Origin of the sequence: Exiguobacterium sp. FSL W8-0210 (assembly GCF_038006045.1) — a bacterium.
Classification (GTDB): domain Bacteria; phylum Bacillota; class Bacilli; order Exiguobacteriales; family Exiguobacteriaceae; genus Exiguobacterium_A.
On sequence record NZ_JBBOUK010000001.1, the window covers coordinates 2,502,577 to 2,523,913 of the forward strand.

At 49.0% G+C, this 21,337-nt stretch carries 22 protein-coding genes; 6 read left to right on the forward strand and 16 right to left on the reverse strand.

The genetic code is table 11. From position 1 onward, the window contains the following. The 11 genes from MKY22_RS13085 to MKY22_RS13135 form a co-directional block, all read right to left on the reverse strand. Positions 1 to 579 (reverse strand): DUF6470 family protein, encoded by a 579-nt coding sequence (locus MKY22_RS13085; protein ID WP_341089062.1) that lies wholly within the window; start codon positions 577 to 579, stop codon positions 1 to 3. Positions 580 to 592: 13 nt separating this feature from the next. Next, on the reverse strand, positions 593 to 1,531 hold the full coding sequence (gene flgL, locus MKY22_RS13090) for a flagellar hook-associated protein FlgL (RefSeq protein ID WP_029342530.1): 939 nt from the start codon (positions 1,529 to 1,531) through the stop codon (positions 593 to 595). A gap of 7 nt (positions 1,532 to 1,538) precedes the next feature. Continuing rightward, on the reverse strand, positions 1,539 to 3,065 hold the full coding sequence (flgK, locus tag MKY22_RS13095) for a flagellar hook-associated protein FlgK (protein ID WP_341089065.1): 1,527 nt from the start codon (positions 3,063 to 3,065) through the stop codon (positions 1,539 to 1,541). A gap of 12 nt (positions 3,066 to 3,077) precedes the next feature. Continuing rightward, positions 3,078 to 3,485, reverse strand: a complete 408-nt coding sequence (locus MKY22_RS13100; RefSeq protein ID WP_341089067.1) for a flagellar protein FlgN — start codon at positions 3,483 to 3,485, stop codon at positions 3,078 to 3,080. A 96-nt stretch (positions 3,486 to 3,581) separates the two neighbouring features. Continuing rightward, positions 3,582 to 3,830 (reverse strand): flagellar biosynthesis anti-sigma factor FlgM, encoded by a 249-nt coding sequence (flgM, locus tag MKY22_RS13105; RefSeq protein ID WP_035410118.1) that lies wholly within the window; start codon positions 3,828 to 3,830, stop codon positions 3,582 to 3,584. Positions 3,831 to 3,866: 36 nt separating this feature from the next. After that, positions 3,867 to 4,145: a hypothetical protein gene (locus tag MKY22_RS13110; RefSeq protein WP_155960182.1), complete on the reverse strand. Its 279-nt coding sequence runs from the start codon at positions 4,143 to 4,145 to the stop codon at positions 3,867 to 3,869. Positions 4,146 to 4,289: 144 nt separating this feature from the next. Next, complete coding sequence (locus MKY22_RS13115; protein WP_341089070.1) at positions 4,290 to 4,694, reverse strand: ComF family protein; 405 nt, start codon at positions 4,692 to 4,694, stop codon at positions 4,290 to 4,292. Positions 4,695 to 4,927: 233 nt separating this feature from the next. Next, entirely contained in the window at positions 4,928 to 6,136 is a 1,209-nt protein-coding gene (locus MKY22_RS13120) for a helicase-related protein (protein WP_341089071.1), read from the reverse strand. 229 nt (positions 6,137 to 6,365) lie between these two features. Further along, complete coding sequence (locus MKY22_RS13125) at positions 6,366 to 7,214, reverse strand: DegV family protein (RefSeq protein ID WP_341089073.1); 849 nt, start codon at positions 7,212 to 7,214, stop codon at positions 6,366 to 6,368. A 134-nt stretch (positions 7,215 to 7,348) separates the two neighbouring features. Beyond that, positions 7,349 to 8,041 (reverse strand): response regulator, encoded by a 693-nt coding sequence (locus tag MKY22_RS13130; protein ID WP_029342537.1) that lies wholly within the window; start codon positions 8,039 to 8,041, stop codon positions 7,349 to 7,351. Further along, a complete protein-coding gene (locus tag MKY22_RS13135) occupies positions 8,038 to 9,210 on the reverse strand; it encodes a sensor histidine kinase (protein WP_341089077.1) in 1,173 nt (390 codons plus the stop codon). The genes MKY22_RS13130 and MKY22_RS13135 overlap by 4 nt, the downstream gene beginning before the upstream one ends. A 99-nt stretch (positions 9,211 to 9,309) precedes the next feature. Here MKY22_RS13135 and MKY22_RS13140 point away from each other — a divergent pair, with 99 nt between their 5' ends. The 3 genes from MKY22_RS13140 (at position 9,310) to MKY22_RS13150 (ending at position 11,443) form a co-directional block, all read left to right on the forward strand. Beyond that, positions 9,310 to 9,951, forward strand: a complete 642-nt coding sequence (locus tag MKY22_RS13140; RefSeq protein WP_341089079.1) for a YigZ family protein — start codon at positions 9,310 to 9,312, stop codon at positions 9,949 to 9,951. A 135-nt stretch (positions 9,952 to 10,086) separates the two neighbouring features. Further along, positions 10,087 to 11,052 carry an LCP family protein gene (locus MKY22_RS13145; protein WP_341089081.1) on the forward strand — a complete coding sequence of 322 codons (966 nt, stop codon included), beginning with the start codon at positions 10,087 to 10,089 and terminating at the stop codon, positions 11,050 to 11,052. Beyond that, complete coding sequence (locus tag MKY22_RS13150; RefSeq protein ID WP_341089083.1) at positions 11,027 to 11,443, forward strand: GNAT family N-acetyltransferase; 417 nt, start codon at positions 11,027 to 11,029, stop codon at positions 11,441 to 11,443. Before MKY22_RS13145 ends, MKY22_RS13150 begins: the two co-directional genes overlap by 26 nt. A 54-nt stretch (positions 11,444 to 11,497) precedes the next feature. On the opposite strand, the gene chrA is transcribed toward MKY22_RS13150, so the two are convergent. From chrA to MKY22_RS13170, 4 genes are all read right to left on the reverse strand, one after another. Continuing rightward, the gene (gene chrA, locus MKY22_RS13155; RefSeq protein WP_341089085.1) at positions 11,498 to 12,649 is read right to left on the reverse strand and encodes a chromate efflux transporter; all 1,152 of its coding nucleotides are present in this window, start codon (positions 12,647 to 12,649) and stop codon (positions 11,498 to 11,500) included. A gap of 52 nt (positions 12,650 to 12,701) precedes the next feature. Then, the gene (locus MKY22_RS13160) at positions 12,702 to 13,805 is read right to left on the reverse strand and encodes a DUF418 domain-containing protein (protein ID WP_341089088.1); all 1,104 of its coding nucleotides are present in this window, start codon (positions 13,803 to 13,805) and stop codon (positions 12,702 to 12,704) included. A gap of 62 nt (positions 13,806 to 13,867) precedes the next feature. Continuing rightward, positions 13,868 to 14,911, reverse strand: a complete 1,044-nt coding sequence (locus MKY22_RS13165) for a glycosyltransferase family 4 protein (protein WP_341089091.1) — start codon at positions 14,909 to 14,911, stop codon at positions 13,868 to 13,870. Between the two features lie 59 nt (positions 14,912 to 14,970). Next, positions 14,971 to 15,372: a Rok-like winged helix domain-containing protein gene (locus MKY22_RS13170; RefSeq protein ID WP_029342544.1), complete on the reverse strand. Its 402-nt coding sequence runs from the start codon at positions 15,370 to 15,372 to the stop codon at positions 14,971 to 14,973. A gap of 293 nt (positions 15,373 to 15,665) precedes the next feature. On the opposite strand from MKY22_RS13170, the gene MKY22_RS13175 reads away from it, so the two are divergent. Next, positions 15,666 to 17,150, forward strand: coding sequence for an N-acetylmuramoyl-L-alanine amidase (locus MKY22_RS13175; protein ID WP_341089093.1), 1,485 nt, complete (start codon positions 15,666 to 15,668; stop codon positions 17,148 to 17,150). 93 nt (positions 17,151 to 17,243) lie between these two features. On the opposite strand, the gene pgmB is transcribed toward MKY22_RS13175, so the two are convergent. Continuing rightward, positions 17,244 to 17,915, reverse strand: coding sequence for a beta-phosphoglucomutase (gene pgmB, locus MKY22_RS13180; protein ID WP_029342546.1), 672 nt, complete (start codon positions 17,913 to 17,915; stop codon positions 17,244 to 17,246). Between the two features lie 279 nt (positions 17,916 to 18,194). Here pgmB and secA2 point away from each other — a divergent pair, with 279 nt between their 5' ends. Further along, entirely contained in the window at positions 18,195 to 20,558 is a 2,364-nt protein-coding gene (gene secA2 / locus MKY22_RS13185; protein WP_341089096.1) for an accessory Sec system translocase SecA2, read from the forward strand. After that, the gene (locus MKY22_RS13190) at positions 20,542 to 21,303 is read left to right on the forward strand and encodes an SLAP domain-containing protein (protein WP_341089098.1); all 762 of its coding nucleotides are present in this window, start codon (positions 20,542 to 20,544) and stop codon (positions 21,301 to 21,303) included. Before secA2 ends, MKY22_RS13190 begins: the two co-directional genes overlap by 17 nt. Positions 21,304 to 21,337 lie beyond the last annotated feature (34 nt).

Here is a 21,337-nt window from a genome sequence, read left to right on the forward strand (position 1 = left end):
TTATCCTTCCCCATCGAATATGCCGCCAACCGGCCACATATTCAGTTGATTTTGTTCTTGTAAGTAAATCTCGACCTGACCTTCTTTTACGGTCAGTTCCGGTCGATGCGTTTCGACATCGATCTTCGGACGATTCGCGGTATAACTTAATCGTACCTCAGCCGGTGTATAAGTCGTCTTGACTCGATCGAGGCTCCGCGGAATGAATCCGAGAGTCGTCACTTCAGCAGGTGGTGTATCATTGGCTTTCGCAATCCGCGCGACAGTTCCACCGCCCTGCTCGATCCGCATCAGTTGATCGCCTTCAGAGGCTCGTTTCGCGACAGCTTCCTGCCCTTTTTGTCGTCCATAAGTAGCATACTGCCGAACGGATTCGAGCGCAGGAACACGCCCCATCTCGATCCAGGCTTGCGTCGAATCGATCTCAAGACGCGCTGCGACGGTTTCAATCGATAGTTCCCCACGTGGTTGTTCGATCGACAGGGAGGCAGGTGTCTGCTTCTGCTCGATTTGCGGACGCGTGATGTTCATCCCGATTCGTGCTGCCGTCTGACGCATTTCAAGATGCGGAAGATTCATCTGCCTTCACCCCTTATCGTAGGAAATCGAGTAATGTCGGCTGAATGATTCGTGCCCCGGCGCTGAGTGCTGCGCGGTGTAACGTCTCGTATGACTTCAGCTCCATGATGACTTTTTCTGCCTCGATGTCTTCGTTATCCGACATGACCGTCTTCGCGATGATTTCTTGGTCCTCGAGCCGTGATGTGTTCAAATCCATCCGGTTGACCCGTGCTCCGAGATCTGCACGTGTCTCGACCGTTCCATTGACCATCTCATCGATATCTTTCAACATCCCGGATAAGGTAGCCCCGTTGTTATCAGCGTTCGTACCGAGTGCATCATAGACTTTTTTCAACGTTTGGAACGTTTCCGGTCCAAAGACGCTGAGTGGTGAAATGTTAACTTGGACTTCGATACCAGAAGAAACTTCATAATTGATGGATTCCGTCTCCTTACCTGTCGGATCCCCATCCGTGAAGACACCGTCAACAGGACCAGTTGTACTCGCTAAGTAATCACGCAATCCGTCCATCGAGACGAATGCCGTATCCGTCTTCGTTCCGTTGAAGATGCCTTTTTCATTGTATTTCGTATTCGCGAGCGTTCCGATGTGTTCAATCAATTGACCGACTTCGCTTTGGATCGCTTTACGTTGTGTTGCATCATACGTATCTGTCGCCGCTTGTGTCGTCAACTCACGAATCCGACTCATCGCTGATGTGACTTCGTTAAGGGCAGAATCCGTCAAGTCCATCCAGCCCGTTGCTTCGCTGGCATTTTTCTTGAACTGTTCGACTTCTCGTACTTCCGTCCGGTAACGCACGCCTTGCATCGCAACGACTGGATCCTCAGACGGACGTTGAATCTTCTTCCCACTGATCAATTGTTCCTGAAGCGTGCTCAAGCGCTGATAGCTTGAGGATAAGTGCCCGATATTCGTTTTCGTCAACATCGTTTGTGTTACTCTCATCTATTCATCACCGTCCTACGAGTCCCATACCGTTGATGATTTTATCAAGCATCTCATCGACGGTCGTAATATTTCGTGCTGCTGCATTATAAGCGTGTTGATACTGAATCATCATCGTCATCTCTTCATCGATCGAGACGGCAGACATCGACATGCGGCGCTGATCCGCACTTTCCATCAAGACAGCAGCACTCTTACCCAGGCGTCCGACCTGATCGGTCGAGACTGCCATGTCGCCGATGACGTTCTGATAGAACGAACCGATTGTCGTCGTCGTGTTTGACTTCACGAACGTGATGCTCGCTGTCTTCATCTTCGCTAGATTCAACGCCCCTTGGCTATCCCCGATGTTGCCGTCCGTTGACGTCGCAATGTTATCAAGACTCGCCTTGATCTCCGAACCGACGGAAATCGTTGCTGCCGTGATTTCTACACTCGTTGACGTGAAGAAAGCATTTGTGCCATTTGTGCCGTCTTTTTTCGAGTTCTTTGCGTGGACAGCATTAAATGCATCAGCGAATGTTTTTGCCATCTCATCGAGTTGACTTTCCATCTTGACGTATTCCCCGACGGCTTTTCCGTCTCGCTCTTGCCCGTACATCTCGATTAGTCCTGATAAACGTCCTGTTGAGAAGCCACCAAGCTGATCAAACGTATAGGTTTGTGTCTCAGACTTAAAGCCGGTGTACAGTCCCTGTTCGTTCGTCGTGAACGTCAGTGTGCCCGCTTTCGGTAAATCGGAGTCGACAGCAAGCAGCTTGTCCCCGTTCGGAAACTTGATGTTGACGTCAATGCGCCCTTCCGCATTACGCAACGCATTCCCCATTTGTCCTGTTTCGATCGCCTGAGCATCTACTGTCACTTTTTCGAAATCGACATATTGAGCAAGCTCATCGAAGTAACGATCTCGCTCATCGTAGAGTGCGTTTGGTAAAGCACCAAGCGGCTCGACAACGTGGATTTCCGTATTGATGTTATGAATTTTTTGTAAGAGGTCGTTGACTTTTTTCGTCGAGACCTCAATTTCACTTTTTAAGTCTGTTTTGACTTGATTGATCGCTTTTGCCATGTAATTGAAGGTCTGCGTGAGAGTCTCCGCCTTTTGTCGAACGACACTGCGTGCACCTGAATCTTGCGGATTCGTCGACAAGGTCTGGAGTGATTCCCAGAATCCATCGAATGCTTTTGCAAGACCGGTGTCAGACGGTTCGTTGATGATATCTTCCATCCGCCCGAATGCCGCTTGTTTCGTACCGTAATAAGAGACCTTCGTCACTTCATCCCGGTACTGCTTATCAAGCATGACGTCTCGAATTCGCTCGAGCATTTCTCCGCGGACCCCAGTTCCGACTTGTCCATTTCGTCCAGATCCAAGTGAAATCGAAAGTTGTTCCGTCGTTCCCATGACGAGACGCTGGCGAGAGAATCCTTCCGTTCCGGCGTTCGCAATATTATTTCCAGTCGATTGCAGAGCCCACTGGTTCGTCGTTAATGCCCGACGTCCTGTCTCAAGCCCCATGAAAGTCGATCCCATCCGTATTCCTCCTTACGCGTTTCGATTGAAGTGTGTCTGGTTCAGTGCGGACTGTCCGTATGTGAAGTCGTCCGCTTCTGGAATCAATAGTTGGAGATGCCAATCCAAATAGTGCAACGATTGCTCGAGCAGCTCTGCGTTCTGTGCATTCAGCTGCCGCAACTGACCGATCGTCTGCAACAACGTTCGGAGTGAGTCGACATCTTCCGGATGCGTCGCGATCCATTCCGTCATCGTCACGCTCCCCATCAGTGCGAGCCGCTCTTGTTCTAGTCCTTCGATCCGTTTGATATGTACGGGTTCTTCTTTAACGATTTCAGACAAACGACGCATGTCATTTGCAATCAAGACTTGCTTCTTTTCTTCTGCGAGCGCAAGTAAATGAGCATGCGCTTCGTTAAGCTGATTGATGAGTTGCATTCGGTTTCTCCTTCCGAATTGAAAAGGTTCCATTCATATAAAAAACGACCCGCGCATCCGTGCCCCGAGTCGCCTCCATTTTCTACGATGTTCCGCTTACAGGTTCAAGAAACGTTCCGCGATTTTTTTCGCGTCCGGTTTATAGGTTCCATCCTGGATCGCCTGCTTGAGGGATTCAATCTTTTCAGTCCGTGACGTCTGTGTCTCATTAAAACGCGCGCGCGCTTCTGTTGAGATACTGACTTCGTCCGGACGGTTCGTGCGTTGGTTTTTTGTTCCTTCTACTGATTGAGTTCTTTCGTACGTTTTGGGCATGTTCACCCATTTCGTAGAATCAATTCGCATGTGAACACCTGCTTTCTAGACTACAAGATTCTTAGTTCAAGTCCGATACGTCCTTGGTTTCGAAGAGTCAGAAGAGTCAAGCATCGCCTGGGCGAGGTCACGTCGTAAACGATCACGACATGCGGCACAAATCGTGCCTTCACGGGAGGGCTTCCCGCAATTCTCACACATGATTTCCATCTGGGAAATCTCGGAGATCAATAAGCGCCCTTCCTTGATGTAACGGAAGACGGTATCTCGACTGACACCCGTTCCGATCTCGACATCTTTAGGTGAAGTCCGGATTTTTCGTCGTTCTCGCAGAAATTCGCGCACCTTCTCAAAATCCGTATGATCCTTTCGTATGCAATCAATACACAGTTCTGAAGATTGACGCACGACTAACTTTCCGCAAGATTTACAATTGATGACATCCATTTCTTTCACCTCATACAAAGTATCGGCAGGATTGTCGCTTTCTTAAACACTTCGAAATAAAGTTACAGCAGAAATTTCTTTTGCGCCTGCCTCCTTCAGTCGAAACATCGCTTGCCGAAGAGTCACACCTGTCGTGTAGACGTCATCGACGAGCACAATGTTCTTCCCTTTGACGTCATTTGTCACGCAAAACGGATTACTTCGCGCAAGCCGAGCTTGTCGTCCTGCCTTACTTTGGGCAGGACCCTCCAAACGACTTAAATACGGCGCGATTTTCCCACGCATCTGGCGTGCGATCAACTCCGCTTGATTGAAACGACGGTCTGCGAGACGCTCGGTGCTTAACGGTATCGGAACAAGAACAGCTTGTTTGATTCTTACCTTTTTCAAGTCATCGGTAAACATCTCAAGCAACGCAGTATCTCCGAGAAACTTGAACCGACGCATGAATTCCTTGGCTGCATCATTGTATAAATAAAGAGGTGTCGTCTGGAGCGTCAGCCCTTGTTGCCGCCACGCCGTACAATCTGAACAGCATGGCGAGCCCGGCTTTCCACAATCGACGCATTCCCCTCTTTTTACAAACTTTATTTTACAGGTCGGACAGGTCACTTGCCTAGTCCAGAGATTTCCGAGTTCCCAACTAGGTAGATAGACCTCTTGACAGAATAAACATCGATTCATGGTTGCACGGCATTCGCTTTTTTAATGTGATGGATCGCTTCATACATCGCATCACTTCGGTCATTGGCGCAAAATAAAATGTCACCATCCGGGTATGCCGACGATCGTCCGACTCGTCCGCTGATTTGAATCAGGGCTGCCGTACTGAACCCTTGATCAGCATCAAGAATCGCGACTTGAACGTTTTCGATCGTCACACCCCGCTCAAGAATCGTTGTCGTCAGTAAGATTCCTGTCGACTGTCGAAAACGCTGGACCTTCTCGACTCGTTCCGAGTCTGCGGCATGGACGGTCTCGACGTCATAGCCTGCTGTCGCGAATCGGTTTTGCCATCGCTCGAGCTCCGCGATTCGTGAGACGAAGACGAGCCGTGGTACAGCGCTATGACGCGCCAACCAATCGAACACGATTTGTTCGCTATACGGTACGACAAGCTTTGGGACCGGTAACGGATAGCCATGATAGCGTCGCATCAGCCGAATCGTCGGAAACCGTCGATGCCAAAACGAAGGGGTTGCACTTAATAAAATCAGCGCGGCATCTTTCGTCATCGCGCGCTTGACGTATCGATGTAACGTCCGGTCGAGCCGGTACGGAAACGCATCGACCTCATCCAAAAAGACGACGTCGAAACAATCCCGGTAATGAATCAATTGATGTGTCGTACTGACCGTGATGTCCCCCAGTTCAAGACGATCCGATGAACCACCATACAAGGAGACGATGGAAGCGTTGGCGAATGCCCGCTTCAAATGTCCCGTCAATTCCCGGACGACGTCTGCCCGTGGTGCCGCGACAAGCACACGGCGTCCGCTAGCGAGAGCGTCTGCGATCCCCGGGAAAAGCATCGGTGTCTTCCCGGCACCACACACGGCATGAACGAGAAGCCGTTTGTTAGTTAGAACCGTTCGTTGGATTGCTTGAGCAACGCGTAGTTGCGCCGGCGTCAACGTCAATGGTCCATGTTGTGCCGGTGTCACCGGATCAAGTGCCCGCTGATCCGTCACGAGTCGTCCACAGCTTCTCAGTTTGCCGTAAGCAAGACATTTCCGACAATAATAACAGGCTTTACCACATGTACAGTCCCCTCGCACTGGAAGCGCGCCACATCGTTGGCAACGCCATGTCACGGCTGGTCTGAATCGGTATGTCACTTGTGGTGTGTCTATCCATTCAACAGGCACGAGTCGTCCTCGAAGATCCATCGTCATCTCTCCTTTTCTGTTTCGTCTCTTTCTCGCGGACGTCCGTCATCTCCTTGTGAGCGTTCCACTACTCAACTTGAGCTTTTGACTCGCAGAATTCGAGGTAACGTCATACGTTACGGTTTCAACAGGCGTTTCCATATAGTCATCCATGATTTTTGAGGATTTTGACAAAACAAAAGCAGCAGGTATCCTCATGAAGAGAATTCCTACTGCTTCCGCTCTTATCTTATTCTGCTGCGTGATACCATGTGACACCAATTGCTCCTGGTCCGAGGTGTGTACCGATGACGGGTCCAAAAACACTCATCTCGATGCGTGCCTGCGGGAAAAGTGCCTTCAGTTCAGCAATCTCTGCTTCTGCTTTCGCAGAATCCTCGGCATGGATGACACCGATGACATAACCGGTACCGTCACCGCGAATATCTTCCTTCATCATTTCCTCAATCCGATTGACTGCCCGCTTAAACGTTCGAATCTTTTCAAACGGAACGATTTTTCCATCAACGAAATGAAGGACCGGCTTGATTTTCAGGAACGAGCCGACGAATGCTTGCGCGACACTCAAACGTCCTCCACGCTGGAGGTGTTCGAGATCGTCGACGACGAAATAAGCTCGAATCTGTTCCTTTAATGTCTCAAGACGCTGGACGATCGTCTCTGCCGTCGCTCCTGCATCTCGCAAACGAACGGCTTCTTGGACGAGAAACGCTTGCGGCATACAGGAAATACGTGAATCGACTGGATGGACGTTGACATGATCCACCATCATATTGATCGTATGTAACGCTTGGTACGTTCCGCTGATCCCACTTGATAGTGTAATACCAATGATTTCCGTTCCTTCTGGCAACTGCTCGAACGACGACACGAGATCACCGATGTTTGGTTGTGAGGTCGTCGGGAGACTGCCCGTCTGGATGCGTTCATAAAATTCCGCTACCGAGATATCGAACCCTTCCCGGTAGGCGTCACCGTCGAAGATGACACTAAGTGGTGCGACGTGCACTTGATGTTCTTCACAATAGGTAGTTGGCAGATAGGCTGTGCTATCCGTTAAGATCACAATCTGGCTCATCCGTGAATTTCCTCGCTTTTATAGTTCCGTCGTGACGCTGCCAAATGTGACACGCCACAATCGCTTTTAAGTGTAGCATTTTTTATTGGATAAAAAAAGAAAGACGGAAGCGGGAGCTCCTGTCTTTCGAGATATTAAACGACGACCCATCCACGACGGATTGATTCGACGACAGCACCGGTCCGGTCCGGCACATTCATCTTCCGGAGGATCGATGAAACGTGGTTCTTGACCGTCTTTTCACTGATGTATAACGTATCACTGATCGCACGGTTCGAGAAACCGTCCGCTAACAATTGCAAGACTTCGCATTCGCGACGCGTCAAGACGTGGAGTGGTGCTTCCGCGACTCGTTTTTCAACAGGTTGTGACGCCATCGTTTGTTTCATCTTCATCAAACGACGGTATTCCTGCAATAAGTTCGGTGTGACTTTCGGGTGGACGTATCCGCCTTCGCGGTACACGGAACGAATCGCATTGACGAGTTCATCCGTCGCCATTTCCTTTAAGAGGTAACCGACTGCACCGGCACCTAGGGCGTGCATGACATACGTCTCATCATCATGAATCGATAAGATGATGACACGCACGTCCGGATAGACTTCCATCAGACGTTTTGTTGCTTCAACACCGTTGACTTGCGGCATGTTGATATCCATTAAGACGATATCCGGTTGATGGGTTTCGACGAGCGAGATGACTTCTGCTCCGCTTTCCCCTTCCGCTACGACGACGAATTCTTCTTCGAAATCAAGAATTCGTTTAACGCCTTCGCGGAATAACTGATGATCGTCGACGATGACTACTTTCACTTGCTCGTTGTTCACAGTGTTTCCCCTCTCGCTTCGGATTCCTCGATTGGAATCTTGACCTTGATGACCGTACCTTTTCCGGGCTGCGTCTCGATATCGAATTCACCATCGATCAATTCGATCCGTTCACGCATACCAACGAGTCCGAATGACTCGTCGCACGATGCGACGATGGAATCGAAATCAAATCCAACGCCATTATCATTCACATGGATTCGTACGGAATGTTGATATTGTTCTATGATAATACGAATGTCACTCGCTTTGGAATGCTTAACTGCATTTTGGACGGCTTCTTGGACGATTCGGAAGACGGCAACTTCATACGTCGAATCGATCCGTTCACCGCCTCCTAGATAATTGAAGTGGACCGGAATATTCGAAATTTCTTGAATATGACGAAGATAGCGTTCAAGCGTCGGAACGAATCCGAGATCGTCAAGCGTCATCGGGCGTAAATCGTATATGATGCGACGAATATCGGCAAGTCCATCCCGAATCAACGTCCGCAAACGGTGAATCTCTTCAAAAGCTGCCTCTGCCCCATTGTGCTGGTGAATCTTTTCAATCAAATCCGCCCGGATCAAGACGTGGGCAAGCGTCTGCGCCGGACCATCATGCATGTCGCGCGACAAGCGGCGCCGTTCATTTTCGGCGGACTGGAAGACTTTTAGACCCATCTCCTGTTTTTGCATCGCCTTTTCATATTTTTCATTCATCATCTGCATATCGTCCGTCAAGAAGTTCAAGACGACCGAGACGCGTCCAATCAATTGATCTGCTCGTTCAATCGTCTCATCGAGCTGAATCAGTCGGCGTTCGAGCTCATCGCGACGCTTTCGGCAATTCATCTCGTCTCGTTGATTGATGAACGATTCGAGTTGCAACGCGTTCGCTGTCTCATAGGCCGACCGGACATCCTGTTCCGAGTAGCTGTCGAAGTTCTTACTGACGACGACGAGTCGCGCCTTCGCATCCTTGATATGGCGTTCGAGTCGTTCTGCTTCTTTTATATAGTCGTGCACCCGAATCTTCAGGTCGCGCAGTTCTTGCTGGATTTCGGCATATTGTTCGCGAGAACTTTCCGTGATCCGGACGATTTCTTCCCGACTCTCTTCTACGACGCCGATGATGTTCTGTACGATATCATTCAAGGATAGCCGCTCCCTCATCTCATTCGTCATGGTACTCCCTCCATTCCTTGCCAGTCGTCTACGGTTGTCTCTCTCTTGGAACGTCGTTATGCTAGAAAGAACTAGTTAACGAGGAGGACATTTTTGATTATGACATTATCTAATTATTATACAGTAAAAGAAAACGGTTTCCACGAAATCATTATCCAAAAGTCACGATTCATCACTTATTTAGCTCGCGCAACGACGGAAGAACAAGCCCAGGCGTTCATTTCCGAGTTGAAAAAAAAACATCACGATGCGAACCATAACTGCTCTGCCTACGTCATCGGTGAGCGTAATGAGATTCAAAAAGCGAATGATGACGGTGAACCAAGTGGAACGGCTGGTGTTCCGATGCTTGAAGTATTGAAGAAGCGTGACTTGCGCGATACGGTCGTCGTCGTGACACGGTATTTCGGCGGCATCAAGCTCGGTGGTGGTGGATTGATTCGCGCGTATGGTTCGAGTGTCTCTGAAGCACTGAACGCAGTCGGTGTCGTCGAACGGATCGAACATACCGTTGTTTCCGTCAACGTCGACTATACATGGCTTGGAAAGCTCGAGAACGAACTACGGGCAAGCGTCCATCCGATTGATCAGATTCATTACCTCGATCAAGTCCAGATCGACGTCCTCGTCAAGACAGCCGATGTTCCCGATTTTCTCGACTGGATGACGAACATGACGAACGGTCAAGCCAATTTGTCAAGCGGCTCTACTCGTTACCTCGAACGTGACATTATTTTCTGAACTGATATACTGATTGTAAAGAATTTTAAAGTTTTTTAAAAATTCAGTTAAAGTTAGGAGTTAATGAACGTGGAAGAGCGAACCCGCAGTAATAAAAAAAAGATAAAGAAAAAACGTTCTTGGTTCAAGGTGTTCGTGATCAGTTTTCTGGTCGTGCTCGTGGGTGGAGGTGCTACCTTCGCTTACGTCGCGTATAAGACGTTCCAGACTGCAAACGATGCAAACGTCGATTTAGCGCGCGGTGACAAGTCCGAGAAACGAGAAGCAGCCATTGATTTGACGAAAGATCACTTTTCCGTTCTGCTCGTCGGAACGGATGAACGACCTGGTGATACCTCATCCCGTGCTGATACGATGATCGTCGCAACATTCAACAAGGACGATCAGACCGTTGATATGGTCAGCATTCCCCGTGATTCACTCGTCGAGATTCCTTCTGTCGGTTACGAGGATAAAATCAACCACTCTTATGCCTTTGGGGGCATCGATTCAACGATTGAAACGGTCGAGACGTTGCTCGATATTCCAATCGATTATTATGCATCGATCAACTTCAATGGTGTCGTCGCGATCGTCGACGCATTGGGCGGCATCGATGTCGACGTCAAGTTACCAATCGATACACTCGACTCATCCGATAAGCGCAATGGCGTTAAATTGGAACCGGGTCAACAGACGTTGAACGGAGAGGAAGCACTCGCCTATGCCCGAATGCGTTATCAAGATCCTGAAGGAGATATTGGTCGGACAAAACGTCAACAACAGATCGTCGAAGCCATCGTTGATCAGTCGACATCGTTCGGTTCAATCACCAAATTAAATACCCTGATGGACGCGATGGGAGACAATTTCCGGACGAACATGTCGTTGACGGAAGCGTTCCAACTGCAACCGTTCATCAAAAAAATCGGTTCCATCAACCGGATCGATCTTAAAGGAACGGACACGAAAATTAACGGGGTCTATTACTACCAGCTTGATCAAACTTCATTGGCTGACGCGAAGACGACATTGAAGGAACAACTCAATTTGCCAATCGATGAGACGACAGACAGCATCACGTCGGAGGCTGCAGATGATTCGTTCACTCCAAGCAACTGATCATGCGTCACTGCTGGAAGTACAACGTCGCGCTTATCAGATAGAAGCCGCATTACTCAATGCGACTGATTTCCCGCCCTTACGCGAAACGATCGATGAGATCGACGTTGAAGCGCCGATCGGTTTCGTTTACGTCATTGATGACGACATTGTTGGTGCTGTCACGATTGCTGATGGAACGATCACTCGACTCGTCGTTGATCCGGCATACTTCCGTCAAGGAATTGCACAGTCCTTACTGCATCACGTGATAAAGCGACATCAGTCCAGACATGTCATGACCGGTGCACGTAATCTGCCAGCGCTTTCGCTCTATACTCGTTTCGGCTTTTCAGAAGTCCAGCGCGAGTGGCGTAGTGGGATCGAACTTGTCTTTTTGATGCGCACCTGACTTTTAGGAACAACAAAGAAGCAGTAGACACCGAGTCTACTGCTTCTTTGTTGTTTAGAAGAAAAGGAATCCGAGAGCGGCTCCGATTAACACGATTCGTAACGGCGACTGTTTATAAAAACGAAGTAAACAGAACAAACCGAAGGCAATCAAGAAATCAAGACCACTCTTGATGCTTGACGTAAAGATTGGATCATAAAGAGCGGCAAGCAAGATACCGACGACGGCAGCATTGACGCCGATCAACATGCGTCCGACTGCTTGATTCTTCCGAATACGATCCCAGTACGGTAAAACACCGATGACGAGTAGGAATCCTGGCAGGAAGATCGCGAGCGTCGCAAGAAGACCGCTGGATACACCAGAGACGATCGTACCGAGATACGTTGCGAACGTAAAGAGTGGTCCCGGTACCGCCTGTGCAGCGGCGTAACCAGCAAGGAACGTATCCGTGTTCATCAGCCCAGGTACGAGTGTCTGCTCAAGGAAAGGCAAGACGACATGTCCGCCACCAAAAACGAGGGCACCAGCACTGTACATGATACTCGTCAGTTGGACGGTTCCCGTCGCAGATTGCGCGAGAAACGGTGTGACGGCAAGTAAGACGAAGAATAAGACGAGTGCTGTGATGCTAAGTAGGCGTGGTACGCGAATCGACAAGGATCCACCCGTCTCCGTCTCTTCTTTGAACCAGAAGAACGCAAGAAGACCTGCGAGCAACAAGACACCGACTTGCGCTAATGGATGTGCGATCAAGAGTACGCCTGCTAGCGCTAGTAGCATCAACGTCATCCGTTTGACTCCTGTCGCAAGTTTCATTCCCATGCCAAGGACAGCGTCAGCAACGATTGCGACCGCGACGAGTTTCAAACCATGAATGAATCCGGCTTCCGCAACATCGAATTGTGTCGCAAGAATCGCGAATAGAATCAAAGCGATACTCGACGGCAACGTGAAGCCGACGAAGGAAATGATCGCCCCTGCTACGCCTCCACGGATCAGACCGATTCCCATTCCGACCTGACTCGAAGCGGGACCCGGTAGGAATTGACAGAGTGCAACTAAGTCAGCATAGGCTTTCTCATCAATCCATTTTTTCCGTTTGACATATTCTTCATAAAAATATCCGAGATGGGCGACCGGACCGCCGAATGATGTCAATCCGAGCTTAAATGATACAAGAAAGATTTCAATTAAACGATGCATGTTTCACCTCCATCCTTCATTCTACACAAAAGATGTTAAGTTCTTGTGAACTTCAACGTTTTTTCTTTCCATAAGTCCCTTTTCGCCACAATTTCTCCATGGGACCTTGTGGATGAGACTGGAGATATCTGTTTGAAGCAACACCTTGTGCGATCAAAAGCAGGAAAACGAGTAACAGTCCTTGCCATAACGGTGTTGTTCCATGTTGTCCACTGAAGAAGACGAACACGGTAAAGACGACTGTATGCATCAAATAATTCGTCAATGCCATCCGTCCCAGTCCAGCAAACCATTGCATACGCCCAGCACGAACGAGTAACGCAACGGCACAAGCATAGGTGATCGCAAGCGTGCGTCCTGAGAGCCAAACGTAAAATAGATTGATTGATCCGTCTGGTACATCAGCATGCGCCTGCATGATTCCAGCGAATGACGGAAGTGTCAGTAGTAAACTAATTCCAAGTGTCCACCACAGGAAACGATTCGTTGGGGGCGCTACGCTGAAGCGTTCCATCAAATAGGCTCCGATCAAGAACAGGGATAGAATTTCTGGCCAAATGACACCGGAATTCATGAGGGCTTCCGGTAATTGAACTGTCGCGTGATGCGATAAAAATCCGAGAAGATCGCGCGATGCGACGAACGACTGAAGTGTCTTATCCAGCTCGACGACGGGAGCGTCGCCAAATTGACGAGCCCCAAAGAAAATAAGTAGATAGAGCAGAATGGCATAGATTTGAAATGCTATCGCAAACAAGAGTTTCGTGACCGGCTTTGTCTTGGCGAACAATAACAAAATAAAGCCCGTCAACGCATACGTATGTAAGATATCTCCCTGCCAGACAAGCAGGTGCAAAAGACCAATGATGAGCAGAATTCCAAGTCGCCTTGCGAAGATCGTCATCGGTAGACCACGTTGTCGCAACCGATTGATGAACAGATAAAAACCGGCTCCGAACAAGACACTAAACAGGGTATAGAATTTCGTCTGGATGAAGAGATCAAAAATGAGACGAATCGATTGATCCACCTCCCCCATCATCGCATTCGGTCGATCACCGAGAAAACTCGGCATGTTGACGAATAAAATCCCGCATAGTGCAAAACCACGTAACACATCTAAATAGACGATGCGTTGATTCAATGATTGATTCATTCCAACACTCCCTTTCTGAAAAAAGACCGCTCACACGGATGAGCGGTCTTTTTTGATATACGTTATTTCGATGTAAAACGTTCCAACAAATTCAACAATGGTCGATAACGTTCGCCAAGCAAACCGAGCGACTCGACGAGAATGTCAAGAACGAGCAATAACATGACGAGTGAGACGAAGGCACCGATCGAATTCGTCTGCGAGAATAGAATCGCCGTCATTCCGAAGATGGCACAGAGTCCATAGATGACGAGCACGGCTTGGCGCATCGTAAAGCCGAGATCAAGCAATCGGTGATGCAGATGGGCCTTATCCGGCGCAAATGGTGGTTTTCCTTGCAATACCCGTCGAACGATCGCAAACAACGTGTCGGAAATCGGGATCCCAAGCAAAATGACCGGAACGGCAAGCGAGAACAACGTCACGTTCTTGAATCCAAGGAGTGATAACACACCAAGCATATAGCCAAGGAACAAGGCACCGGTATCACCCATGAAAATCTTCGCTGGGTAGAAGTTATGAAACAGAAAACCGAACGTACTCATCAATAAGAGAATCGCGACGATCGTCACGTAGACGTTTCCTTGAATGACGGCAAGACTGATCAATGTCAACAAGACGATACTCGAGACACCCGCTGCTAATCCGTCTAATCCATCAATCAAGTTGACGGCATTCGTGATCCCGATGACCCAAAGGAACGTCAGCGGAACACTCCACCATCCGAGATATAACTGCTGGTCAAACGGTAGATTGATGAACTCGATCCGGATCCCACCGTTTAGGACGATGACGGCAGCAACGATTTGCCCCATCAGCTTCAAACGGGCATTGAGTTGGAATCGATCATCCAGTGCACCGGTCAAAATGATAACGAATCCACCGACTAAAATGTGCGTCGCGTACGGACTCGAAGGTTGTAAGATGAAATAACCGATCATGAAGGCGATATAGATCGCTAATCCGCCAAGTCGCGGCATGATTCGGACGTGTACTTTTCGCGCGTCCGGACTGTCAACGGCACCGACTGCAATCGCAAAGCGTTTCACGACGGGTGTGATCAGTAAGGCGGCGATAAAACAGACGATGGACGCAGTCCATAACATAGTAACATCACGCTCCTGCGCGAATTATATCATAAAAAAAAAGAGCCGACGAGCGGCTCTTACATGAAGATCGGTACTTCAGCAGCTGGATCATATGTATAGATACCGCGTCCGACTTTTTTGATGGCAGGGTTTGCCTGTTCGACTTTCGCCATCAATTGGTAGATGTTACTAATTTGGTGACGGTAACGCAATTCAAGCTCCATTTGGATGTCACGTGCTGTCATCGATTCACGCTCGCGCATCAAATCGCTGATTTGGTGCACATAGACTTCTAGTGGATAACGCTGATTGACGCGACGTTGCTTTAACGGACGCTCATGTGTGACGGCGACTTCTTGCGAATGTTCTCCCGTTCCACGGCTTAATTCCGAGATCAAATACTCGGCACGCCGCTGTAAACGACGGTATTCCTCTTCGATTTCCATTAGTTCGCGGTAAATGTGTTCACTGTTACCCATTCCTTGCCCCTCTTTCCTTTTTTATACATTAATGTTTCAATCGTGTTTCATTTGTATGTATTTTGAAATATCTTAAACTATAATTTGTCTTGATAATATATAATTTCTTTAATTATTTAATTATCCTGTAATATTTTCATATCCTTACCGATAAATTAGCTACACCTCATATTAACAGAAAGGAATGAAAACGGAACATATAATTTCGACATTTAACTATTTTAATAATACTTAAGTTCTACTAATTCAATATATATCTTTCTTATTTTACCGAAAAGGAGACTGGAAATTTAATGGGCAAATTACCTAAAACACTTCGGACCGCTCTAGTACTTTCGTTGGTATCCGGTTGCTTCGCCTCTACTTCTACTGTATCGGCTGCTTCTGGTACAACCTTTACGAAAACTTCGTATCAGACGACGGATGCTTTGAATCTACGTAGTTCGAACTCGACGTCTTCTAAAAAATTGCTGACGATCCCGAAGACGACGAAAGTCACGTCGAGCTATCGAAAAGGCTCTTGGTATAAGTTGTCATATAAAGGAAAGACGGGATATGTGACCGGATCTTATCTGAAAAAAATCGAGAGTGGCACTTCTTTTTCAAAGACGTCTTATAAGACGACGGATGCGCTATCCTTGCGCAGTGCGGCAACGACCTCTTCTACTCGATTACTGACAATCCCTAAAGGAGCCGATGTACAATCGAGTTTCAAAAGCGGGAATTGGTACAAAGTGACCTATGCAAATAAGACGGGTTATGTTTCTGGTTCTTATTTAAAGAAAGTGACTACACCAGCCAAAACGACGGTCTATACGACGACGGATCGCTTGAATTTCCGTTCGTCTCCTTCGACATCCGGAAAAGTCCTGACGACGATTCCGAGCGGGACTGCCGTCAATTCCCTCGCCGTTAAAGCAAACTGGCACACGGTCCAGTACCAAGGGAAAACGGGGTATGTCATGGGAACGTACCTGAAAAAAGGGACTTCCGTTCCTGCCTCGACGACTGGAAACGTTGATTATAGTGGATCAAAGATGTATGTGTTGATCCCGTCAGGCAATAGTGTCGCGCTTCGTGCGAGCGCGTCGACGCTCAGTGGTCAAATCGCTCGTCTTGGACGCGGTACTCCTGTCGTCGTCACGAATTCACGTCATCAAACGAAAGGGTTCGTCGCCGTTCGGACGGCAAGTGGTCAAAGCGGTTATGTCGATGCGACGTATCTGACGTTGTTCCAACCAGCACCATCGAATCGCCCACTTCTCGTCCTTGACCCGGGTCACGGCGGACACGACGCAGGTGCGGTTCGTTACGGTGTGACAGAGCGTGACATCGTCCTTGCTGTCACGAAACAAGTCGCCGAGCGTCTTGCCGGAAAAGTCGATGTGACGATGTCACGCTATACGAACGACTACTATCCGTCACTTGGAGAGCGAAGTGCCCTTGCGAACAGTCATGCGACGACTGCTTTCGTCAGTGTCCATATCAATGCTTCAACGAGTACGCAAGCATACGGAGCAGAGACCTTCTACTATAAAGGCGCCTCTTCGATCAACCTCGCTCGTAACGTCCAGCAACGCCTCGTCTCATACGCTGGCATGCGCGACCGAAGCGTCCACTATGCGAACTATGCCGTCATTCGTGGTACGAAAGCACCGTCGATTCTAGCGGAACTCGGTTTCCTCTCGAACAGCGCGGATCGGGCGAAACTGACGAACGCATCGTATCAGTCACGTTACGCGCAAGCAATCGCGGACGGCATTCTTGCCTCACTTTAAATCAACGCCATATCAAAAAGGATCGCTCAGGGAAGCGATCCTTTTTGCATACACATAACTTTCAAGGAATGTCCTTCACCATCAGGGAATGGTTCAGACAAGGGAGCGACTAGCGAGGATTTGCTCAAGGGATAGCAAATCTGTCGAATCGACACGATAGTCTGCCTCATGGAGCGCCGACTCCGGTCCAACTCCGACGGCATACATGCCGGCAGCGTGGATGGCAGTGATGCCAGCTGTCGCATCTTCTACACCGATGCAACGACTCGGTTCGACGTCGAGTGCTTCTGCAGCACGGAGAAACACTTCAGGGTGTGGTTTCGATTGTGCAACGGTCGCAGCGTCTACGATGTCATCGAAATAGTGTCGGACCTTTAGTGCCTCGACGACCATCAGCGCATTTTTAGAAGCGGACGCCATTCCGATCTTCAGCCCAGCGTTTCGGATTTCATCGAGGAATGCAGTGATTCCAGGAAGAAGATCCTGTTCAGAAATATGTTGGATCAATGTGACGTAGTGTTCATTTTTCTTCGCAGCAAGTGCTAGCTTCTCTTCCTCCGAAAAAGCGTTCTGTTTTCCGCCGAGCGCAAGGATACGCTCGAGTGAATCCATCCGGCTGACACCTTTTAATGTCTCATTGAATTCCCGGTCGAACGGGATATCCAAATCCTCTCCAAGTTGTTTCCACGCTAAGTAGTGATACTCTGCTGTATCGGTAATTACGCCGTCTAAATCAAAAATGACCGCTTCGATCGTTGGTGCCATCCGACATCCATCCTTTCTTCCATCGTCCATGAAAGGCAAGAAATCGAATGACTTTGCGCAAACGATTGCACTTGCCTTATGAATAATTTTACTGGTTCTTCCGAATCTTTGCAAGCGTTATCAAATATTTCTGATTTTCTATTTTTAAGCGTGAAACATGTTTATTTTGATAACGCTTTCAATTTTAAGGGAATGTTTTACTTATTTCGTTCTTTACTATTCGTTTTACATTTTTTAACTGCTATAATGAATCTCATAGCATATGAGGGAGTGACGAAGATGTTTCAACGTGTTAAACAGTTGTTGAATGATCAAAGTCGAAGAATTCATCGTTATGAGAAAATCGTAACGACGATCAATAGCCTAGAACGAGAAATGGAACAAACATCCGATCAAGCGTTACGTGAATTGACCGCCTCATTACGTGAGCGGCTACAAGCCGGGGAACGAATCGATGCGATCACACCAATGGCATTCGCCCTTGTCCGAGAAGCGAGTAAACGAACGATTGGCTTACGGCATTACGACGTGCAGCTCATGGGCGGTCTGGCATTACTTGAAGGACAAATCGCCGAGATGGCGACCGGTGAAGGAAAGACGCTCGTTGCTTCACTCGCGAGCTTCACTCAGGCGCTTCATGGAAAAGGTGTTCACGTCATTACCGTCAATGAGTATCTGGCACAGCGCGATGCTGAGCAAATCGGTCAGATTCACCGCTTTTTAGGGTTGCAGGTCGGAATCAATTCAGCTGAAGCTACGTTTGAGGAAAAACGGATTGCCTACGCAGCGGATATTACATACGGTGTCGGGACTGAATTCGGATTCGATTACCTGCGTGATCATCTGATCATAGAGCCGACGGAACGTCTGCAACGTCCGCTTCATTTCGCCTTGATCGACGAAGTCGATAGCATTTTAATCGATGAAGCGAAAACGCCACTCATTATGGCGGAACGAGACAGTGTCCACGAAGGGTTACAGCAACTCGTCCGTCATGTCGTCCAGACCTTCGAAGACGAGCGGGATTATACGTTCGACGAAGAGATTAAAGCGGTCGCCTTGACTGACCAGGGAATCGAGACGATCGAGGAGGCGTTTGCGATTGATCATCTGTTTGCTGCTGAGCACTCCGTCCTTTTCCATTACGTCATTCAAGCCTTACGTGCTCATGTCGTCCTCAAACGGGATGTCGACTATATCGTCAAGGATCAAAAAATCGCGCTCGTCGACCTCTTCACGGGTCGTCTGATGGAAGGACGCAGTCTATCCGACGGGTTACATCAGGCACTTGAAGCAAAAGAAGGTGTTCCCGTCACGGAAGAGAACCGGACGACGGCACAAATCACGATTCAGCATTATTTCCGTCTTTATCATCAGGTAGCAGGAATGACGGGTACAGCGGCGACGTCACGGGAGGAGTTCCAAAAGACGTACGGGATGGATGTCGTGACGATTCCATCGAATCGTCCGAAAATCCGGATCGATGCGGAGGACGTCATCTTTGCGACGCGTGACGAAAAATTAGAGGCAATCGCGCTGGCGACGAAATCGGCACACGTCACGGGACGACCGGTTCTGATCGGTACTTCGTCGATTGAACAGTCTTTACGCGTCGCGAAGACACTTGATACACATGAACTCACCTACGAGATCCTGAACGCAAAAACCGTCGATCAGGAAGTCCGGATCATCGCTTCAGCCGGACAAGCCGGTCGAATCACGATCGCCACGAACATGGCTGGTCGCGGAACGGATATCTTACTTGATGAAACGGCACAACAACAAGGCGGTTTGTTCGTCATCGGAACGGAACGCCATGAATCGATCCGGATCGATAACCAACTCCGTGGTCGGGCAGGTCGCCAAGGCGATCCCGGATTGACGCAATTTTATCTCTCACTCGAAGATGAACTGCCTCGTCGTTTCGCGCGCGACCGTCTCGCACGCGTGCAACAAAAAGTACGGGATGCTTCCGGTCCATTGGCTTCACGTGACGTTCGGGATCTATTGCAGTTCGCTCAGTCGACGTGTGAATCCGTCAATCGGAGTGTTCGAGATGAACTCGTCCAGCTCGAAGAAGTCATCAGTGAACAACGGCAAGCGATCTATCATCTCCGGAACAGAATCGTTGATGCGACGTCACTCGAGGACATCGTTCAGCCATTTGCAGGACGTGTCTTGCCGTCGATCCTCGACCAAACACTCTCTGACGATCTCGTTCCAGAAGAATGGCCACTGGCTCTCGTCATGACAGAACTCGAGCAACTGTTACATCAACCAGTCACGTTAGAACGACTGGAGACGATCGACGAGATGAAACGACAACTCGAGCCGCTGATTGCTGAAACCGAAGCCCTACTCGTTGCCCATGTTGCGGCTGAAAAAGAGACCGTCAAACGCTTCATCCTCCTTGCACTCGATGAGCAATGGACGCGCCACTTAACAGCCATGAACAGCTTAAAAGAAGGAATCCACCTCCGGAGTTACGGACAAGAGCAACCGGTCCGCATCTTTGAGCGGGAAGGCATGGATTACTTCGAATATGCCATTGCGAGTTTCGAAAAGCAGGTTCTTTCTGGTATCTGCCGCGCCGAACAGACACACGATAGCGAAGGAGAACTGCACCATGCACACGTCGAATGAAGTGTTCCGTCCCCCGCTCTATTTCACGGAGGACATGCCGATCGTCAAGGAAGACGAATACGTCTTTCGTCACGTCGCGAAACAACTACCTGAGTTACAGGTCAATCAGATGGCGATCCATCTGTTTCAAGTCTTATCGCGTCGTCCACTTCAAGTCATCGCCTTATTCCAAAACACGTTGTCTCGGTCGTTCCATCTGAATGATCTCGTCGTCCTTGCGCTCTCCGGTGACGAACTCGTCGCTCGCAAAGTCCTCAGTATCGAAGAAGTTCCCGTCATTCTTCCGATGGCGACGTTGCCGCTCTGGTTGACGTTTGAAGAAGACGACTGTTTCGTCGACCTCGAACAGTTGACGGAACCGCTGCAACTCGTCTTCTCAAGTGAGACACTGACTGAGCTGTTCATCGACGATGACTTCACGGAACCCGAGCAACGGATGATTCGTCAAGTCGCTTATTCGCATCCGACACCTCCAGCAGATGGCTGGTCTCTCTTACCGGTCTCGATCATGCGCGAGCCGGATACTGTGACCGCGACCGTCCTCGTCCGTAATGCCAGCGATCAGACACTGACGCTCGAGGCGCTAGCGTTCGAACTGATGAATGGCGAGACGCCACTCGCAGACGTCATCCATCCTGGATTGTCTTTACCCGCTCATAGCCAACATGCGATTCGTCTCCGTTTCGCCTGCACCGCAACAGACGTCCCTGCATTCGGTCTCCGTTATCTTCCTCCCTCTTCCTAAAAAAACGTCTCGGCACACAAGATGCCGAGACGTT

Bases quoted from the DNA above. Each gene is read 5' to 3' on its own strand.
- MKY22_RS13190 (WP_341089098.1), top strand. From the start codon at position 20,542: ATGCACACGTCGAATGAAGTGTTCCGTCCCCCGCTCTATTTCACGGAG.
- pgmB (WP_029342546.1), bottom strand. From the start codon at position 17,915: ATGGCACCAACGATCGAAGCGGTCATTTTTGATTTAGACGGCGTAATT.
- flgM (WP_035410118.1), bottom strand. From the start codon at position 3,830: ATGCGAATTGATTCTACGAAATGGGTGAACATGCCCAAAACGTACGAA.
- chrA (WP_341089085.1), bottom strand. From the start codon at position 12,649: ATGCATCGTTTAATTGAAATCTTTCTTGTATCATTTAAGCTCGGATTG.
- MKY22_RS13170 (WP_029342544.1), bottom strand. From the start codon at position 15,372: ATGGGTAACAGTGAACACATTTACCGCGAACTAATGGAAATCGAAGAG.
- MKY22_RS13125 (WP_341089073.1), bottom strand. From the start codon at position 7,214: ATGAGCCAGATTGTGATCTTAACGGATAGCACAGCCTATCTGCCAACT.
- flgK (WP_341089065.1), bottom strand. From the start codon at position 3,065: ATGGGATCGACTTTCATGGGGCTTGAGACAGGACGTCGGGCATTAACG.
- MKY22_RS13085 (WP_341089062.1), bottom strand. From the start codon at position 579: ATGAATCTTCCGCATCTTGAAATGCGTCAGACGGCAGCACGAATCGGG.
- MKY22_RS13140 (WP_341089079.1), top strand. From the start codon at position 9,310: ATGACATTATCTAATTATTATACAGTAAAAGAAAACGGTTTCCACGAA.
- MKY22_RS13120 (WP_341089071.1), bottom strand. From the start codon at position 6,136: ATGGATCTTCGAGGACGACTCGTGCCTGTTGAATGGATAGACACACCA.
- secA2 (WP_341089096.1), top strand. From the start codon at position 18,195: ATGTTTCAACGTGTTAAACAGTTGTTGAATGATCAAAGTCGAAGAATT.
- MKY22_RS13160 (WP_341089088.1), bottom strand. From the start codon at position 13,805: ATGAATCAATCATTGAATCAACGCATCGTCTATTTAGATGTGTTACGT.
- MKY22_RS13165 (WP_341089091.1), bottom strand. From the start codon at position 14,911: ATGTTATGGACTGCGTCCATCGTCTGTTTTATCGCCGCCTTACTGATC.
- MKY22_RS13175 (WP_341089093.1), top strand. From the start codon at position 15,666: ATGGGCAAATTACCTAAAACACTTCGGACCGCTCTAGTACTTTCGTTG.
- flgL (WP_029342530.1), bottom strand. From the start codon at position 1,531: ATGAGAGTAACACAAACGATGTTGACGAAAACGAATATCGGGCACTTA.
- MKY22_RS13115 (WP_341089070.1), bottom strand. From the start codon at position 4,694: ATGCGTCGGTTCAAGTTTCTCGGAGATACTGCGTTGCTTGAGATGTTT.
- MKY22_RS13100 (WP_341089067.1), bottom strand. From the start codon at position 3,485: ATGCAACTCATCAATCAGCTTAACGAAGCGCATGCTCATTTACTTGCG.
- MKY22_RS13150 (WP_341089083.1), top strand. From the start codon at position 11,027: ATGATTCGTTCACTCCAAGCAACTGATCATGCGTCACTGCTGGAAGTA.
- MKY22_RS13135 (WP_341089077.1), bottom strand. From the start codon at position 9,210: ATGACGAATGAGATGAGGGAGCGGCTATCCTTGAATGATATCGTACAG.